14 protein-coding genes are annotated in these 17281 nt (G+C 71.9%); 11 read left to right on the forward strand and 3 right to left on the reverse strand.

The genetic code is table 11. The features are described from left to right. Positions 1 to 8: 8 nt before the first annotated feature. On the reverse strand, positions 9 to 791 hold the full coding sequence (locus tag HED23_RS25715) for a PspA/IM30 family protein (RefSeq protein ID WP_238442107.1): 783 nt from the start codon (positions 789 to 791) through the stop codon (positions 9 to 11). Positions 792 to 1087: 296 nt separating this feature from the next. Here HED23_RS25715 and HED23_RS25720 point away from each other — a divergent pair, with 296 nt between their 5' ends. From HED23_RS25720 to HED23_RS25730, 3 genes are all read left to right on the forward strand, one after another. Further along, entirely contained in the window at positions 1088 to 1687 is a 600-nt protein-coding gene (locus HED23_RS25720) for a DUF3043 domain-containing protein (RefSeq protein ID WP_203185750.1), read from the forward strand. A 26-nt stretch (positions 1688 to 1713) separates the two neighbouring features. Continuing rightward, positions 1714 to 2481, forward strand: coding sequence for a class I SAM-dependent methyltransferase (locus HED23_RS25725; protein WP_386466426.1), 768 nt, complete (start codon positions 1714 to 1716; stop codon positions 2479 to 2481). Between the two features lie 139 nt (positions 2482 to 2620). Next, on the forward strand, positions 2621 to 3694 hold the full coding sequence (locus HED23_RS25730) for a S1C family serine protease (protein WP_203185751.1): 1074 nt from the start codon (positions 2621 to 2623) through the stop codon (positions 3692 to 3694). A 76-nt stretch (positions 3695 to 3770) separates the two neighbouring features. Here the strand turns inward: HED23_RS25730 and HED23_RS25735 are convergent, their stop codons facing one another. Then, the gene (locus tag HED23_RS25735; protein WP_203185752.1) at positions 3771 to 3974 is read right to left on the reverse strand and encodes a hypothetical protein; all 204 of its coding nucleotides are present in this window, start codon (positions 3972 to 3974) and stop codon (positions 3771 to 3773) included. 86 nt (positions 3975 to 4060) lie between these two features. Between HED23_RS25735 and HED23_RS25740 the strand changes: the two genes are divergently transcribed. Both HED23_RS25740 and cobT read left to right on the forward strand, forming a co-directional pair. Next, complete coding sequence (locus HED23_RS25740) at positions 4061 to 5263, forward strand: bifunctional adenosylcobinamide kinase/adenosylcobinamide-phosphate guanylyltransferase (protein ID WP_203185753.1); 1203 nt, start codon at positions 4061 to 4063, stop codon at positions 5261 to 5263. A gap of 114 nt (positions 5264 to 5377) precedes the next feature. Continuing rightward, entirely contained in the window at positions 5378 to 6481 is a 1104-nt protein-coding gene (gene cobT, locus HED23_RS25745) for a nicotinate-nucleotide--dimethylbenzimidazole phosphoribosyltransferase (RefSeq protein ID WP_203185754.1), read from the forward strand. A gap of 75 nt (positions 6482 to 6556) precedes the next feature. On the opposite strand, the gene HED23_RS25750 is transcribed toward cobT, so the two are convergent. Continuing rightward, the gene (locus HED23_RS25750) at positions 6557 to 7324 is read right to left on the reverse strand and encodes a hypothetical protein (protein WP_203185755.1); all 768 of its coding nucleotides are present in this window, start codon (positions 7322 to 7324) and stop codon (positions 6557 to 6559) included. 89 nt (positions 7325 to 7413) lie between these two features. Between HED23_RS25750 and HED23_RS25755 the strand changes: the two genes are divergently transcribed. The 6 genes from HED23_RS25755 (at position 7414) to aceE (ending at position 17269) form a co-directional block, all read left to right on the forward strand. Next, positions 7414 to 8205: an adenosylcobinamide-GDP ribazoletransferase gene (locus tag HED23_RS25755; RefSeq protein WP_203185756.1), complete on the forward strand. Its 792-nt coding sequence runs from the start codon at positions 7414 to 7416 to the stop codon at positions 8203 to 8205. Positions 8206 to 8453: 248 nt separating this feature from the next. After that, positions 8454 to 9998 carry a leucyl aminopeptidase gene (locus HED23_RS25760; RefSeq protein WP_203185757.1) on the forward strand — a complete coding sequence of 515 codons (1545 nt, stop codon included), beginning with the start codon at positions 8454 to 8456 and terminating at the stop codon, positions 9996 to 9998. Between the two features lie 344 nt (positions 9999 to 10342). After that, positions 10343 to 11731 carry a dihydrolipoyl dehydrogenase gene (gene lpdA / locus HED23_RS25765; protein ID WP_203185758.1) on the forward strand — a complete coding sequence of 463 codons (1389 nt, stop codon included), beginning with the start codon at positions 10343 to 10345 and terminating at the stop codon, positions 11729 to 11731. A gap of 56 nt (positions 11732 to 11787) precedes the next feature. Next, on the forward strand, positions 11788 to 13557 hold the full coding sequence (gene sucB / locus HED23_RS25770; protein ID WP_203185759.1) for a 2-oxoglutarate dehydrogenase, E2 component, dihydrolipoamide succinyltransferase: 1770 nt from the start codon (positions 11788 to 11790) through the stop codon (positions 13555 to 13557). A 148-nt stretch (positions 13558 to 13705) separates the two neighbouring features. Continuing rightward, a complete protein-coding gene (locus HED23_RS25775; RefSeq protein ID WP_203185760.1) occupies positions 13706 to 14329 on the forward strand; it encodes a GntR family transcriptional regulator in 624 nt (207 codons plus the stop codon). A gap of 270 nt (positions 14330 to 14599) precedes the next feature. Next, on the forward strand, positions 14600 to 17269 hold the full coding sequence (gene aceE, locus HED23_RS25780; protein ID WP_203185761.1) for a pyruvate dehydrogenase (acetyl-transferring), homodimeric type: 2670 nt from the start codon (positions 14600 to 14602) through the stop codon (positions 17267 to 17269). The last annotated feature ends 12 nt before the right edge of the window (positions 17270 to 17281 follow it).

The raw sequence follows: 17281 nt of genomic DNA on the forward strand, positions 1-17281 counted from the left end.
CGCCGCCCTCACTGCTTGTCGAACCTGTGCGGGGACTGCTGCGACTGCGGTGCCGCGTCCTCGGCGCCACCCTCGATGGCCTGCTGCTGCCCGGCGGAACCGCCGGCCAGTTCGGCCTTCATGCGCTGCAGCTCCAGTTCTACATCCGTACCACCGGAGATCCGGTCCAGCTCGGCGGCGATGTCGTCCTTCGCCGTGCCCGAGGCGTCGTCGAGAGCCCCGGAGGCCAGCAGCTCGTCGATGGCCCCCGCTCGCGCCTGGAGCTGCTGGGTCTTGTCCTCGGCCCGCTGGATCGCGAGGCCGACGTCACCCATCTCCTCGGAGATGCCGGAGAAGGCCTCACCGATCCGGGTCTGTGCCTGGGCCGCGGTGTAGGTGGCCTTGATGGTCTCCTTCTTCGTACGGAAGGCATCGACCTTGGCCTGCAGACGCTGGGCCGCGAGAGTGAGCTTCTCCTCCTCGCCCTGCAGCGTCCGGTGCTGCGTCTCCAGGTCCGTGACCTGCTGCTGGAGGGCGGCGCGCCTGGACAGCGCCTCGCGGGCCAGGTCCTCGCGGCCGAGCGCGAGCGCCTTGCGGCCCTGGTCCTCCAGCTTGGACGACTGCCCCTGCAGCTGGTTCAGCTGCAGCTCCAGCCGCTTGCGCGAGGTCGCCACATCGGCGACGCCGCGGCGCACCTTCTGAAGCAGCTCCAGCTGCTTCTGGTACGAGTAATCGAGGGTCTCGCGCGGATCCTCGGCCCGGTCAAGGGCCTTGTTTGCCTTCGCGCGGAAGATCATTCCCATACGCTTCATGACACCGCTCATGGGCTTCGCGCGCCCCCTTCTGACGGACTGAGCTCCAGCACTCCAACAGAACCCACAGTACGGGCCCTGTCTCCATTACCGCACTGTTCGAGCACGGATGTGCTCCTCCGCAAGGACGACTGCCGCCGTCGACCGCTCCCGCGCAGGGAGTAGACGAACATCAGGGATGACGTCGGCAACGTCCGTTCTGCCCCTGTCGGGACACTTTTCAGGACGCAGGCCGTTGCGGGATCGTTCCCGGCCGGTCTCCGGTAGTCCCGGCCGACCCCGTACCCTTGGGTTTTGTGTTCCGTAGCCGCTCCAAGGAAGAGAAGGCCCCCACCGGCAAGGTGACGGCGGACCTCTCCAAGACGCCCCGCGACCCTCAGGCTCCCAAGGGTCGCCCCACCCCCAAGCGCAGCGAGGCCCAGACGCAGCGCCGGCGTGCCTCCAGTGGTGCGCCGACCGATCGCAAGGAGGCCGCGAAGCGCCAGCGCGAAGCCCGCCGGGCGGACATGGCCAGGCAGCGGGAGGCGCTCGCATCGGGCGACGAGCGCTACCTGCCCGTGCGTGACAAGGGTCCTGTCCGGCGCTTCGTCCGTGACTTCGTGGACTCGCGCTTCTGCATCGCGGAGTATTTCCTTCCGCTCGCGGTGGTCATCCTGATCCTCAGCGTGATCCAGGTCCAGAACATCCAGAACATCTCGCTGCTGCTCTGGCTCGGCGTGATCGTGCTGATCGTCGTCGACTCCATCGGCCTCGGGTTCCGCCTCAAGAAGCAGCTGGCCCAGCGCTTCCCGGACGCCCCGAAGCGCGGCGCGGTGGCCTACGGCCTGATGCGTACGCTCCAGATGCGCCGACTGCGTCTGCCCAAGCCGCAGGTCAAGCGGGGAGAGCGGCCCTGAGCACGGAGACCTCCGGTTTCACGGGGGTGTCCTCCCAGTGGCTGGGCGGGCTCGGCGGACTGCGCAACACGGTCCGCCAGGAGCTCGTCGCCCGGCAGCTCGACGAGCAGATAGCCGCGCGCTTCCCCGTGGGGCAGCGGCTGCGGGTGCTCGATGTGGGTATGGGCCAGGGCACGCAGGCACTGCGCCTGGCGCGGGCCGGGCACTCGGTGACGGGCCTGGAGTCCGACGGCGAGATGCTGCGGTCCGCGCGCGAGTCCCTCGCGGGCGAGCCCGAGGGTATCCGGGAGCGGGTGCGCCTCATCGAGGGCGACGGCCGCGACACCGGGGTGCACTTCCTCCCGGGCAGCTTCGACGTGGTGCTCTGCCACGGCGTGCTGATGTACGTCCCCGAGCCGGATCCGCTGCTGGCCGGCCTCGCCCGGATGCTGGCACCCGGCGGCCTGCTCTCCCTTCTCGTGCGCAACGCCGACGCCCTGGCGATGCGACCGGGGACGGCGGGCGACTTCGGCGCGGCCCTCGCGGCGTTCGACACGGACACCTACACGAACAGGCTCGGTCTCGCCGTCCGCGCGGACCGGCTCGCGGTGCTGCGCGCCACGCTCGCCGGTATCGCGGCCCCGCTGCACGCCTGGTACGGCGTACGGGTCTTCACGGACAACGTGAGCAACGACGCGGAGCTGCCCGGCCCCGAGGCGCTGGAGCGGGTGTTCGCCGCCGAGGACCGGGCGGGGCGGACCGATCCGTACCGCGGGGTGGCCGCGCTGCTGCATCTGTGCGGCGTACGCGGCTGACTCCTCCCTGTCAGGACCGTGACCGGCTCGCGGGAACGCGGCCGGCGCAGCCCCGGCCGTCCGCCCGACCGGTTCGGGGTACGCCCGACCGGCCCACCAGCGCAGGCCGTCGGCCACGGGCCCCGGCCATACTCCGGGCATGGACGCAACCCCCTCGCGCAGCCGGGTACGCCGGTCGCTGACGCCCCTGGCCGCCGGTGCCTGCGCGGCCGCCCTCGCCGTCGGCTGCGCCGGGCCGGGCCCCGCCCCGTCCGCCGCCCCGGACCAGCAGGCGGTGGTGTCCAGGGCCACGGGCGACCTGGAGGACCGGTACCGGACGGTCATCAAGGACGTCCTGCCCTCCGTCGTGCAGATCGGCACCGGGGACGGGCTCGGCTCGGGCATCGTCTACGACGACAAGGGCCACATCGTCACGAACGCCCACGTGGTGGGCGAAGGGAAGAGCTTCGACGTCAGCGTCGCCACCGGCGAGAAGGTGGTCAAGGCGTCCCTCGTCTCCTCGTACCCGGAGCAGGACCTGGCCGTCATCAGGCTCGGCGACATCCCCGACGGGCTGAGGGCCGCGGAGTTCGGGAACACCGACGAGGTCGAGGTGGGGCAGATCGTCCTGGCGATGGGCTCACCGCTCGGCCTGTCCAGCAGCGTCACCCAGGGCATCGTCTCGGCCGTGGGCCGGACCGTCAGCGAGAGCCGCTCCGGCGGCGGTACGGGGGCGACGCTCGCCGACATGGTGCAGACCTCGGCGGCGATCAACCCCGGCAACAGCGGCGGAGCCCTGGTGAATCTCGACAGCAAGGTGATCGGCATCCCGACGCTCGCGGCGACCGACCCCCAGCTGGGCGGCAGCGCGGCACCCGGTATCGGGTTCGCCATCCCCGTCTCGATGGTGCGTACGGTCGCCGACCAGATCATCGAGTCCGGCAAGGTCACCGACTCGGGCCGGGCCGCGCTGAACATCACGGGCCGCACCGTCGTCGACGACGACTACCGGCCCGCCGGTGTCGCGATCGTCAGCGTCCAGAAGGGCGGGGCAGCCGAGAAGGCAGGCCTGCGCGTCGGGGACATCATCACCCGCGTCGGCGACTCCCGGGTCACGACGATCACCTCGCTCTCGGAGGCCCTGGCCGGCGACAGGCCGGGCCAGGAGGTCACGGTCGCGTACACGCGCGGAGGCACGGCGAAGACCGCCGAGGTCACCCTGGGCGAGATCTGAGAGAGCGGGTCAGGGACGCATGACCACCTGGCAGGAGGTCCGCCCGGGCGCCGGGGCCCGGGCGGACCCGCGTGCCTCAGCCGGCCTGCAGGCTCATCGGGCCGTAGATCTTCGTCGCGTCCTCGAAGAGCGTCACCTGGTCCGCACCGCCTTCGAGGAGCTCCTTCCAGAACTCACCGATCCAGGACTCCGCGTCGCCCTGGGTGGTGAACTCCTCCGGCTGCAGCGCCGGCTCCGTCTCCGTACCGTCGGACTTCTCGAACCGCCACGTCCACGCCATGTCAGCCTCCTGGGTCACGTTGCTCCCCGAAGACTAGTGGGTGTCCCGGGCGCGCAGGTGGTGCATGGACACGGGAGGATCAGACCGTGGAACTGACACTGCTCGGCACCGGAGCCCCCGACGGGCTGCCGCGGCCCGACTGCCCCTGCGCCGTCTGCGCGTCCTCCCGCGGCGCCGGGGCACGCGCCGCGACCGCGCTGCTCGTGGACGACGCGCTGCTGCTGGATCTCACCCCGGGCGCGGTGTTCGCCGCCGCCCGGGCGGGCCATTCGCTCTCCGCCGTACGCCAGGTGCTGCTGACCCATCCTCACGACGGGCCCGCGGTGGAGCTGCCCGCCTCGCTCCCGCCCGCCGGGCGCGTCCCGGACGGCCAGGAACTGACGCTGATCAGCGGGCACCGGGTGCGTGCCGTGGCGATGGACGCCCCGGGCACCGGGTACGAGGTGACGTCGCCGGAGGGCGAGCGCCTGCTCTATCTGCCGCCCGGGGCCTCCCCCGCCGGTCTGGCCGACCGGGTGGCGGAGCCCTACGACATGGTCGTGTGCGACGTGATCGCGCGGCCGGACGCCGTGGCCAGACTGCGGGCCGTCGAGGCCGTCGTACCCACCACCGAGGTGATCGCCGTCCATCTGGACCACGACGCGCCGCCCGGCGCCGAGCTGGACCGGCGGCTCGCGGCCGGCGGGGCTCGGGCCGTGCCGGACGGGACGACGCTTCCGGTGGGCGCGTACCACGCCGTGCCCGACGTGCCCCGGCGCACCCTGGTCACGGGCGGGGCGCGGTCGGGGAAGTCGGTGGAGGCCGAACAGCGCCTGGAGACGTTCCCCGAGGTCGTGTACGTGGCGACGGGCGGCCGCCGTGAGGGGGACGCGGAGTGGGAGGCCCGGATCGGGCTGCACCGGGAGCGCCGGCCCGCCGCGTGGCGCACCGAGGAGACCTGCGAGCTGGCGGGCCTGCTGGAGCAGGACGGCCCGCCGCTGCTGATCGACTGCCTGTCGCTGTGGCTGACGGACGCGATGGACCGGGTGGAGGCGTGGGACGACGGCCGGTGGGCCGACGGCGGGGAGGAGAAGCTCCGCGAACGGGTCGCCGAGCTGGTCCGCGCGGTGCGCGGGACACGCCGTACGGTCGTCGCCGTGACCAACGAGACCGGCTCGGGCGTGGTCCCGGCGACGGCCTCCGGGCGGCGCTTCCGGGACGAACTCGGCCGTCTCAACGCGGGCTTCGCCGCCGAGTGCGAGCAGGTGCTGCTGGTGGTGGCGGGGCAGGCGCTGGTGCTGCGCGGCTGAGCCGTGGGCGGGTGCGCGGCCAGGAGGGCGGGAGGGCGCGCCGGGTACTGTTCCGCAGAGGAGCCCCCCGGCGGGTTCCGGCCCACCTAGCGCCGACCCGCGAGGCAGACCCCCGTGAATCTGGACGACTTCTCCGACCTGATCGAACGCCCCGACGGGGGCGTACGGCGTGATGCCGAGGAACGACGGGAGCGCCTCGTCGTTCCCGTCGGCGCGCTCGGCCGGCTCGACGAGCTGGGTGAATGGCTGTCGGCCGCCCAGCAGTCGGTACCGGTCAAGGCGATCGACCGGCCGCGGGTCGTGCTGTTCGCCGGTGACCACGGGGTGGCGGAGCTGGATGTCTCCGGCCGGGCCGCCGGGACCGCGCACGAGCTCGTACGTGCGGCCCTGGACGGTGCGAGCCCCGTCGCCGTGCTGGCCCGCCGCTTCTCCGTCCCCGTACGGATCGTGGACGCCGGCCTGGACTGCGATCCGGAGCTGCTGCCCGACGCGGTCGTACGCCACCGGGTGCGGCGCGGCAGCGGCCGGATCGACGTGGAGGACGCGCTGACGGCCGAGGAGGCCGAGCAGGCCGTTCGGCTCGGGATGCGCATCGCCGACGAGGAGGCCGACTCCGGCACGGACCTCGTGGTGCTGGGCGATCTGAGTGTCGGCGGTACGACGGCTGCCTCGACCCTCATCGCCGCCCTGTGCGGAACGGACGCCTCGGTGGTGACGGGGCGCGGCGGTGCGGGGATCGACGACCTGGCGTGGATGCGCAAGTGCGCGGCGATCCGGGACGCGCTGCGCCGGGCCCGGCCGGTGCTCGGTGACCAGCTGGAGCTGCTGGCTGCCGTGGGCGGTGCGGACCTGGCGGCCATGACGGGCTTCCTGTTGCAGAGTGCGGTGCGCCGGATGCCCGTGGTGCTGGACGGTGTGGTCTCGGCGGCCTGCGCGCTGGTGGCCCAGCGGGCGGCCTTCCGGGCTCCCGACTGGTGGCTGGCGGGGCAGACGAGCGGCGAACCCGCGCAGCTGAAGGCACTGGACCGGATGGCGCTGACCCCGCTCCTGGATCACGGGGTGACCGTGGGCGAGGGTAGCGGCGCCCTGCTGGCGCTTCCGCTCGTCCAGGCCGCGGCCTCTCTGGCTGCGGAGCTGCCCGAGCGGCCGCAGGAGCCCGCGGGGGCCGACGCGGAGGAGCCTTCGGAGGACGCGGAGCCCGCGGGGACGACTGCCTGAGCGTCTCGGGGGCTGTGGCCGGGCGGCGGGGTCCCTGCGCCTCCGCCGCCGGGGCGCGGGCCGGGCGGCGGGGTCTCAGCCGCCGGGGCGCGGGCCCGGCAGCTGCGTCCTGTCCGGGGCTCCGCCGATGAGGTCCTGGAACCGGCGTCGTGGCCCCGCCCAGCGGACGTCGTGGTGATAGGCCCTCAGCACCGCCCTGGCGCGGGCCCGGTGGCGCCTGCGGTAGAAGCGCCTGGCCCACAGGGAGGCGGGCCGGGCCAGCCGGAGCGCTCCGATCAGCGCGATGAACGGGATGAGGGTGCCGATCACCGCCATCCGGGCCTTGCCCTTGAACAGGGCGATCAGGACCAGCCCGAAGTTGAAGAGGTAGGTCAGGACGACGCCCAGCCTGTTCTGCTGCTGCTCGCCGCTCAGCTCGTCCACGCCGAGCGGCGAGAAGCCGGCGAGGACGAGCAGGACGAGTGAGGCGGTGAGGACGACGATCTCGACGCTCTGGCGGCCCTCCTCGGTCCAGTACACGTCGTCGAGATGCAGGATCAGCGCGAACTCGTCGAGAACCAGGCCGGCGCCCACCCCGAAGACCACCGCGAAGATCCCGGCGGCGGCACCGCGCTGGCCGCTGGCGACCGCGCCGAAACCGCCGACCACCGACAGCACGACGCCCGGCACCACGTGATGGACGTGCACACCACCGGGCGTGATGTTGCGGAACGGCCCCTTTCCCGCCCTGATCAACCGGGTGATCATCCGGGTGACGGCGAAGGTCAGCACGAAGGCGCTCAGGGCGAGCAGGAGCGGGAGCTTGCCCGGTTCGACGATGTTCTGCTGGAACCAGTGACCCATGCCACCTCCACCCGGCTCACCCACGTATGCGGCTTTCCGGGTCACTTTGCCCGATCCGGCGTGCTGTCGCACCGGCTAGCCTGCGCGCGGTGACCTCCCTGAACAGCCACGGCCTGCGATTCGCCTTCGGCACCCTGACAGTGCTCCCCGTCCGCGTCTCCCGCTGGGACCGAGGGACCGCCCGCGCCGGCATGCTGTGCGCCCCGCTCGCCGGACTCGCCGTGGGACTGCTCGCGGCGGCCCCCGGGGCGCTGTTCCTGCTCGGCGGGTCGGGCCCCCTGGTCGCGGCTGTCGCCTCCGCCGCGCTCCCCGCAGCGCTGACCCGTGGGCTGCACCTGGACGGGCTCGCGGACACCGCCGACGGGCTCGGCAGCGCCAGGCCGGCCGAGGACGCGCTGAGGATCATGAAGCAGTCGGACATCGGTCCGTTCGGTGTGATCACGCTGCTGTTCGTGCTGCTGGCCCAGGTCGCGGCGCTCCACGAGCTCTACGGACGCGGCTGGGCGTACGGCGCGCTGGGCACCGTCGTCGCCGCCGTCACCGCCAGGCTCGCGCTCACACTGGCCTCGCGCCGAGGCGTACCGCCGGCCCGGCCGGAGGGTCTCGGCGCGGCGGTGGCGGGCACCGTCCCGCCCCTGGGCGCGGTGGCGGTGGCGTGCGCGGTGGCCGTGTGCTGCGCGGCGGCCGGCGCGCTGCTGGGCGGATACACCGCGGCCCTGCAGCACACCCTCGCCGCCCTGGCCGGTCTCGGAGCCGCGCACGTGATGCTGCGTCACTGCGTGCGGCGCTTCGGCGGGGTGACCGGTGACGTGTTCGGCGCGCTGGAGGAGACGGCCGCCACGGTGGCCCTGCTGGCGCTGTCCCTGTCCCTGGCCCGGTGACCTCCCCGGGCTGTCCCTGCCCCCGGCCCCGTGACCCTCCCCGGGCTGCCCCTGCCCCCGGCCCCGTGACCCTCCCCGGGCGGCTCCTCTCCTCGGACGGCCCCGCCCCTGTGAGCCGGGAGCACGGGCGCGCGTAGGCTCGTTCCCGGTGCGTCGCGGTGGGATCCACGATGCGCCGGGCACGGTCGGCCACCCTCTCGACCAACACAGACCGGCACACAACTCAACGGAAGCGAGAATTCACCACCGTGACTGCTCTCACTCTCAGCACCTCAGGTGCGGCGACGCTGCGCGCCGACGCACTCGTCGTCGGCCTCGCCAAGGGAGCCAAGGGTCCGGTCGTCGCACCGGGCGCCGAGGCCGTGGACAAGGCGTTCGACGGAAAGCTCGCCACCGTCCTGGAGACCCTGGGCGCCTCCGGTGCCGAGGGCGAAGTGACCAAGCTCCCCGCCCCGGCCGGCCTCAAGGTCCCGGTCGTCGTCGCGGTCGGGCTCGGTCCGGTCCCGGCCAAGGACGACGCGTACGACGCCGAGGCGCTCCGCCGGGCCGCGGGCAGCGCCGCGCGTGCGCTGAAGGGTTCCAAGAAGGCCGGCTTCGCGCTGCCGACGGAGTCCGCCGAGGACGCCGGGGCCGTCGCGGAGGGCGCCCTGCTGGGTGCGTACGCCTTCACCGCCTACCAGGGCGGCGAGAACAAGCTCGCCCCGAAGGGCTCCAAGGCCGGCAAGGACGCGAAGCTCCCGCTCGGCGAGGTCATACTGCTCGGCGGCAAGCCGCGTGACAAGGCCTTCAAGGCGGCCGCCGAGCGCGCCGTGGCGGTCACCGAGGAGATCAACCGGGCCCGCGACCTGATCAACACCCCGCCGAACGACCTGTACCCCGAGTCCTTCGCCGCCGTGGCCACCGCCGCCGGCAAGGAGCACGGCATCAAGGTGCAGGTGCTGGACGAGAAGGCGCTCGTCAAGGGCGGCTACGGCGGTCTGCTCGGCGTCGGCCAGGGCTCCGCGCACGGCCCGCGCCTGGTCAAGCTCTCCTACACCCACCCCAAGGCGGAGAAGACGCTCGCCCTGGTCGGCAAGGGCATCACCTACGACTCGGGCGGCATCTCGCTCAAGCCGGCCGGGCACAACGAGACGATGAAGTGCGACATGAGCGGCGCCGCCGCCGTGTTCGCCGCCGTCGTCTCCGCCTCCCGCCTCGGCCTCCAGGTCAACGTGACCGGCTGGCTGGCCCTCGCCGAGAACATGCCGTCGGGCAACGCCACCCGCCCCGGTGACGTGCTGCACATGTACAGCGGCAAGACCGTCGAGGTCCTCAACACCGACGCCGAGGGCCGGCTCGTCCTCGCCGACGCGCTGACCCGCGCGTCCGAGGAGAAGCCGGACGCGATCGTCGACGTGGCGACCCTGACGGGTGCGATGGTCCTGGCGCTCGGCAACCGCACCTTCGGCGTGATGGCCAACGACGACGCGTTCCGCACGTCGATCCACGAGATCGCCGAGGAGGTCGGCGAGGCCTCCTGGCCGATGCCGCTCCCCGCCGACCTGCGCAAGGGCATGGACTCCCCGACCGCCGACATCGCCAACATGGGTGAGCGGATGGGCGGCGGCCTGGTGGCCGGTCTGTTCCTTCAGGAGTTCGTGGGCGAGGGCATCGCCTGGGCGCACCTGGACATCGCGGGCCCGGCCTTCCACGAGGGCGCTCCGTACGGCTACACGCCCAAGGGCGGTACCGGTTCCGCGGTCCGCACCCTGGTGCGGCTGGCCGAGCGCACCGCGGCCGGCGACCTCGGCTGATCCCCGGCGCTCGCGTCCGCGCGTGGATCCCGCGCGCGGGGTCCGACCGCGACGCAGACGGCCCCGGGCATACGTCCGGGGCCGTAGGTGTTCACCGGGTGGCTCCGACCGGCATTTTTCCTGAAATCTGCACGCATCGGTAACCGGCCGGGCCCGATCTTCGTCCGGCCCGGAGCAGGGGCCCGCGTCCCGTCCGCCCTCAACAAGTGCGAAGATGGGTTCTCGGCAGGACAGGGCCCCCACCACAGGGCCGAATAACGCAAGCGGCCGAACACCAGCCGACCGGCCGGTCACACCCCAGCGACGGGGCCCGGCATACGGCGCACATGCATGGAGGACGTGACGTGGCGAACGACGCCAGCACCGTTTTCGACCTAGTGATCCTCGGCGGTGGTAGCGGCGGTTACGCCGCGGCCCTGCGCGGAGCTCAGCTGGGCCTGGACGTCGCACTGATCGAGAAGGGCAAGGTCGGCGGCACCTGCCTGCACAACGGCTGTATCCCCACGAAGGCGCTGCTGCACGCCGGCGAGATCGCCGACCAGGCCCGCGAGGCCGAGCAGTTCGGCGTGAAGGCCACCTTCGAGGGCATCGACATGGAGGCCGTCCACAAGTACAAGGACGACGTGATCTCGGGCCTGTACAAGGGTCTGCAGGGTCTCATCGCCTCGCGCAAGGTGCACTACATCGAGGGTGAGGGCCGCCTTTCGTCGCCCACCTCGGTGGATGTCAACGGCCAGCGCGTCCAGGGCCGCCACGTGCTGCTGGCGACCGGCTCCGTGCCGAAGTCGCTGCCGGGCCTGGAGATCGACGGCAACCGCGTCATCTCCTCGGACCACGCGCTGAAGCTGGACCGTGTGCCGAAGTCAGCGATCGTCCTGGGCGGCGGCGTCATCGGCGTCGAGTTCGCCTCGGCGTGGAAGTCCTTCGGGACCGAGGTCACCATCGTCGAGGGTCTGAAGCACCTGGTCCCGGTCGAGGACGAGAACAGCTCCAAGCTTCTTGAGCGCGCTTTCCGCAAGCGCGGCATCAAGTTCAACCTCGGCACCTTCTTCGACAAGGCCGAGTACACCCAGGACGGCGTGCGGGTGACCCTCGCCGACGGCAAGACCTTCGAGGCGGAGGTGCTGCTGGTCGCGATCGGCCGCGGCCCGGTCTCGCAGGGCCTGGGCTACGAGGAGGCGGGTGTCGCGATGGACCGCGGCTACGTCCTCGTCGACGAGTACATGCAGACCAACGTCCCGACGATCTCGGCCGTCGGTGACCTGGTCCCGACCCTCCAGCTCGCCCACGTCGGCTTCGCCGAGGGCATCCTGGTGGCGGAGCGGCTCGCCGGTCTGAAGACCGTGCCGGTCGACTACGACGGCGTGCCGAAGGTGACGTACTGCCACCCCGAGGTCGCCTCCGTCGGTATCACCGAGGCCAAGGCCAAGGAGATCTACGGCGCGGACAAGGTCGTCGCCCTCAAGTACAACCTCGCGGGCAACGGCAAGAGCAAGATCCTGAAGACCGCGGGCGAGATCAAGCTCGTCCAGGTCAAGGACGGTGCCGTGGTCGGCGTCCACATGGTCGGTGACCGTATGGGCGAGCAGGTCGGCGAAGCTCAGCTGATCTACAACTGGGAGGCGCTGCCGGCCGAGGTCGCGCAGCTCATCCACGCCCACCCGACGCAGAACGAGGCGATGGGCGAGGCCCACCTGGCCCTGGCCGGCAAGCCTCTCCACTCCCACGACTGATCCAGTCCCGGGGACGACCGACCACTTCCGCACATTCGTAAGGAGCAACTGAAACCATGTCGGTTTCCGTAACCCTTCCGGCGCTCGGCGAGAGCGTCACCGAGGGCACTGTCACCCGTTGGCTGAAGGCCGAGGGCGAGCGCGTCGAGGCCGACGAGCCGTTGCTCGAGGTCTCGACCGACAAGGTCGACACCGAGATCCCCGCGCCCGCCTCCGGCGTGCTCGCGTCGATCAAGGTCGCCGAGGACGAGACCGTCGAGGTCGGCGCCGAGCTGGCCGTCATCGACGACGGTTCGGGCGCACCCGCGGCCGAGTCCGAGCCGGCCGCCGAGCCGGAGGCCGCCCCGGCTCCGGCCGAGGAGGCACCGGCTCCCGCCGCCGAGGCCCCTGCCGCCGAGGCTCCCGCCGCCGCTCCGGCCGGTGGTGCCTCCGGCACCGACGTCACCCTCCCCGCGCTCGGCGAGAGCGTCACCGAGGGCACCGTCACCCGCTGGCTGAAGGAGGTCGGCGAGGAGGTCGCGGAGGACGAGCCCCTGCTCGAGGTCTCCACGGACAAGGTCGACACCGAGATCCCCGCGCCGGTCGCCGGCGTGCTGCTGGAGATCGTCGTCGGCGAGGACGAGACCGCCGAGGTCGGCGCCAAGCTGGCCGTCATCGGTGCTCCGGGTGCTGCCCCGGCAGCCGCTCCGGCAGAGGCCGCCCCGGCCCCCGCCGCCGCTCCGGCCCCCGCCGCCGCTCCGGCCCCCGCGCCCGCCGCCCCGGCTCCGGCCGCTCCGGCTCCGGCTGCTCCGGCCCCCGCCCCGGCACCGGCTCCGGCTCCGGCTCAGGCCGCTCCGGCACCGGCGGCTCCGGCTCCCGCTGCCGCCGCCCCGGCTCCGGCCGCGCCGGCCGGTGACGACGGCGCGTACGTCACGCCGCTGGTCCGCAAGCTCGCCGCCGAGAACGGTGTCGACCTGGGCTCGGTCAAGGGCACCGGCGTCGGTGGCCGCATCCGCAAGCAGGACGTCGTCGCCGCCGCGGAGGCCGCCAAGGCCGCCGCTGCCGCTCCGGCTCCGGCCGCCGCCGCTCCCGCGGCCAAGGCCGCGCCGAAGGTCGAGGCGTCCCCGCTGCGCGGTCAGACGGTCAAGATGACCCGCATGCGCAAGGTCATCGGCGACAACATGATGAAGGCCCTGCACTCGCAGGCCCAGCTGACCTCGGTCCTCGAGGTCGACATCACCAAGCTGATGAAGCTGCGCAACCAGGCGAAGGAGTCCTTCGCCGCCCGTGAGGGCGTCAAGCTGTCCCCGATGCCGTTCTTCGTGAAGGCGGCGGCCCAGGCGCTGAAGGCCCACCCGGTCGTCAACGCCAGGATCAACGAGGACGAGGGCACCATCACGTACTTCGACTCGGAGAACATCGGCATCGCCGTGGACGCCGAGAAGGGTCTGATGACCCCGGTCATCAAGGGTGCGGGCGACCTGAACATCGCCGGTATCGCGAAGAAGACCGCCGAGCTGGCCGGCAAGGCCCGCGGTGGCGGCCTCACCCCGGACGACATGTCCGGCGCGACCTTCACCGTCAGCAACACCGGTTCGCGCGGTGCGCTGTTCGACACGGTCATCGTGCCGCCGAACCAGGCGGCCATCCTGGGCATCGGTGCCACGGTCAAGCGTCCGGCGGTCATCGAGACCGCCGAGGGCACCGTCATCGGCATCCGCGACATGACCTACCTGTCGCTCTCCTACGACCACCGTCTGGTGGACGGCGCGGACGCCGCCCGTTACCTGACCACGGTCAAGGCGATCCTCGAGGCGGGCGAGTTCGAGGTCGAGCTCGGCCTCTGAGCGGTACAGCTGTAACCAGCCTCACCAGCGGCGCCCCTGTCCGGATCACTTCCGGGCGGGGGCGCCGCCGTATTGTCTAGACACCGCCGGTCATCCCCGGCCGCCGTGTCGGCGCAGGCAGCACCGGTTCGCCCCGAAGGAGCCCCCCATGACCCCGCCCGTCGTCCACTCGCTGCGCGAACAGATCCGCGAGCACATCGTGGAAGGGATAGTGAGCGGGCGCTGGAAGCCGGGCGAACGGATCGTGGAGCGCCGCATCGCCACCGAGCTGGAGGTCAGTCAGACACCCGTGCGCGAGGCCCTGCGGGAGCTGGAGACGCTGCGGCTGATCGAGTCGGCGCCCAACAAGGGCGTCCGGGTGCGCAATCTCACCGCGGCCGACCTGGAGGAGAGCTACCCGGTGCGGGCCGGGCTGGAGCAGATCGCGGCGGAGCTGGCGGCCCCCGCGCTCGCCGAGGACTGCTCGGCGCTCACCCCGCACGTGGCGGCGCTGTACGAGGCGGACCGGCTGGCAGACGGCGAGGCTCAGGTCCGGCACACGGTGGCCTTCCACCGGGAGATGGTGCGGGCCGCCGGGAACGCCGTTCTCCTGCACACCTGGGAGGGGCTCGGCATCGAGGTGTTCACGGCCCTGTCGATCCGCTGGCTGGGCACCGTGCAGAAGTCGTACGCGGAGGAGCACGAGGCGCTCATCGAGGCGTTCCTGCGACGGGACCCGCAGATCGCCGTGCTGGTGAAGGAGCACGTTCTCGGGTGCGCGCCGCGCGCCTGAATTCCGGACAGGGGCAGGCGCGCCCATCTGCGGCGCGGGCCGCTCGACCGTGCAGGTCAGTGCCCGTTTCACCCCCTTGATCCCGTCACTCCGTGCCCCGTTTCGCGGCACCGCATGCCACTTTTCTTCATATCGAGAAGTTTTGCCCTTCACCCTTTGATCGATCATCGATCGGAGACTTACAGTTCAGTCGCGGGCCCACCGGCCCGATCGCCCTGTCCTGCCAGTCAGGGCCTTCTCCACCCCCTCCCACTCCGGAAGGCGGCGATCATGACCGACCCCGTAGCAAAGCTTCCGAGCGAGCTCGACCAGCTCCCGGACCGCGACCCCGAGGAGACCGCCGAGTGGGCGGCCTCCCTGGACGCCGTCACCAAGGCCGCGGGCCCGCACCGCGCCGCGTACCTGATGCGGCGTTCGCTCCAGCACGCTGAGGGCGCCGGCATCGCGCTGCCCAAGCTGCTGGAGAGCGATTACGTCAACACCATCCCCACCTCCGCCGAGCCCGAGTTCGACGGTGACCTGGAGATGGAATCGAAGATCACCGCGTGGAACCGCTGGAACGCGGCCGCGATGGTCACCCGTGGCGCCCGGTACGGCGTCGGCGGTCACATCGCCACGTTCGCCTCGGCGGCCTGGCTGTACGAGACCGGCTTCAACCACTTCTTCCGCGGCAAGGAAGGTGACGGCTCCGGCGACCAGCTCTACATCCAGGGCCACGCCTCGCCCGGCATCTACGCCCGCGCCTTCCTCGACGGCCGCCTCAGCGAGCAGCAGCTCGACAACTTCCGCCAGGAGTCGGGGGGCGACGGCCTGCCGTCCTACCCGCACCCGCGGCGGCTGCCCTGGCTGTGGGAGTTCCCCACCGTGTCGATGGGCCTCGGCCCGCTCTCGGCGATCTACCAGGCGCGCTTCAACCGTTATCTGACCAACCGCAAGATCAAGGACACGTCGAACTCGCACGTCTGGGCGTTCCTGGGCGACGGCGAGATGGACGAGCCCGAGTCGACCGCCGCCCTCGCCCTCGCGGCCCGTGAGCAGCTCGACAACCTGACCTTCGTCATCAACTGCAACCTGCAGCGTCTCGACGGCCCGGTCCGGGCCAACTTCCGCGTGGTCCAGGAGCTCGAGGGCGCGTTCCGCGGGGCCGGCTGGAACGTCGTCAAGACGCTCTGGGGCAACGCCTGGGACGAGCTGTTCCAGCTGGACACCACGGGCGCGCTGATCCGCCGTCTCCGTGAGGTCCCGGACGCCCAGTTCCAGACGTACGCCACGCGCGACGTGGCCTACATCCGCGAACACTTCTTCGGCGCCGAGCCCGCGCTCGTCGAGCTCGCGAAACTCCTGAGCGACGCGAAGATCGCCGAGTGTTTCTACAGCTCCCGCGGCGGCCACGAGGCCCGCAAGGTGTACGCGGCCTACCGCGCCGCCCTGGAGCACAAGGGCGCGCCGACCGTGATCCTGGCCCAGACGGTCAAGGGCTACACGCTGGGCAAGGGCTTCGAGTCCAAGAACGCCAACCACCAGATGAAGAAGCTGTCGATCGACGAGTTCAAGGGCATGCGCGAGCTGCTCGGCCTCCCGATCCCCGACAGCGCCTTCGAGGACGGGCTGGTGCCCTACGGCCACCCGGGTGCCGACTCCCCCGAGGTCCGTTACCTCCAGGAGCGCCGTGCCGCCCTCGGTGGTCCGGCCCCCGCCCGCCGGGTGCACGCGGTGGCGCTGCCGCAGCCCGAGGAGCGCGCCTTCAAGGCCCTGTACAAGGGGTCGGGGAAGCAGGAGATGGCCACCACCATGGCGTTCGTACGCCTGGTGAAGGACCTGATGCGGGACAAGGAGACCGGTAGGCGCTGGGTTCCGATCGTCCCGGACGAGGCCCGTACCTTCGGTATGGAGTCGCTGTTCCCCTCGGCCGGCATCTACTCGCCGCTCGGCCAGACCTACGAGCCGGTCGACCGCGACCAGCTGATGTACTACAAGGAAGCCAAGGACGGCCAGATCCTCAACGAGGGGATCACCGAGGCCGGCGCCATGGCCGACTTCATCGCCGCCGCCTCGTCGTACGCGACGCACGGCGAGACGATGATCCCGTTCTACATCTTCTACTCGATGTTCGGCTGGCAGCGGACCGGCGACCAGATGTGGCAGCTCGCCGACCAGCTCGGCAAGGGCTTCATCGTCGGCGCCACGGCCGGCCGCACGACCCTGACGGGTGAAGGCCTCCAGCACGCGGACGGCCACTCGCACCTGATCGCGTCCACGAACCCGGCGTCGCTCAACTACGACCCGGCGTTCGCGTACGAGATCGCGGTGATCGTCAAGGACGGTCTGCGCCGGATGTACGGCCCGGACGCCGAGGACGTCTTCTACTACCTGACGGTCTACAACGAGCCGAAGCAGCAGCCCGCGATGCCCGAGGGCGTCGAGGAGGGCATCGTCAAGGGCCTGTACCGCTTCAAGGAGGGCACGCCCGCGGAGGCGGACGCACCGCGCCTTCAGCTGCTGGGCTCCGGTACGGCGATCCACTGGGTCCTGGAGGCCCAGGAGCTGCTGGCCGCCGACTGGGGTGTCACGGCCGACGTCTGGTCCGCCACCTCGTGGGGCGAGCTGCGCCGCGACGCCCTGGAGTCCGACGAGGCGCTGCTCCGCGGCGAGGAGCGCGTGCCCTACGTGACCCAGGCGCTCTCCGGCGCGCCGGGCCCGGTCCTCGCGGTCAGCGACTGGATGCGCGCGGTCCCGGACTCGATCAGCCAGTGGGTGGAGCAGGACTGGTCCTCGCTGGGCACGGACGGCTTCGGCCTCTCCGACACCCGCGCGGGGGCCCGTCGCCACTTCGGCGTCGACGCCCAGTCCGTCACAGTCGCCGCGCTGGCCCAGCTGGCCCGCCGTGGCGAGATCCCGGCCTCCAAGGTCAAGGAGGCCCGGGAGAAGTACGGGATGTGAGTCCGTGCGGGG

This window comes from Streptomyces pratensis, assembly GCF_016804005.1.
GTDB lineage: Bacteria > Actinomycetota > Actinomycetes > Streptomycetales > Streptomycetaceae > Streptomyces > Streptomyces pratensis_A.

Coding starts and splice junctions, on each gene's coding strand:
- HED23_RS25715 (WP_238442107.1), bottom strand. CDS start 791: ATGAAGCGTATGGGAATGATCTTCCGCGCGAAGGCAAACAAGGCCCTT.
- HED23_RS25730 (WP_203185751.1), top strand. CDS start 2,621: ATGGACGCAACCCCCTCGCGCAGCCGGGTACGCCGGTCGCTGACGCCC.
- HED23_RS25735 (WP_203185752.1), bottom strand. CDS start 3,974: ATGGCGTGGACGTGGCGGTTCGAGAAGTCCGACGGTACGGAGACGGAG.
- HED23_RS25750 (WP_203185755.1), bottom strand. CDS start 7,324: ATGGGTCACTGGTTCCAGCAGAACATCGTCGAACCGGGCAAGCTCCCG.
- sucB (WP_203185759.1), top strand. CDS start 11,788: ATGTCGGTTTCCGTAACCCTTCCGGCGCTCGGCGAGAGCGTCACCGAG.
- HED23_RS25775 (WP_203185760.1), top strand. CDS start 13,706: ATGACCCCGCCCGTCGTCCACTCGCTGCGCGAACAGATCCGCGAGCAC.
- aceE (WP_203185761.1), top strand. CDS start 14,600: ATGACCGACCCCGTAGCAAAGCTTCCGAGCGAGCTCGACCAGCTCCCG.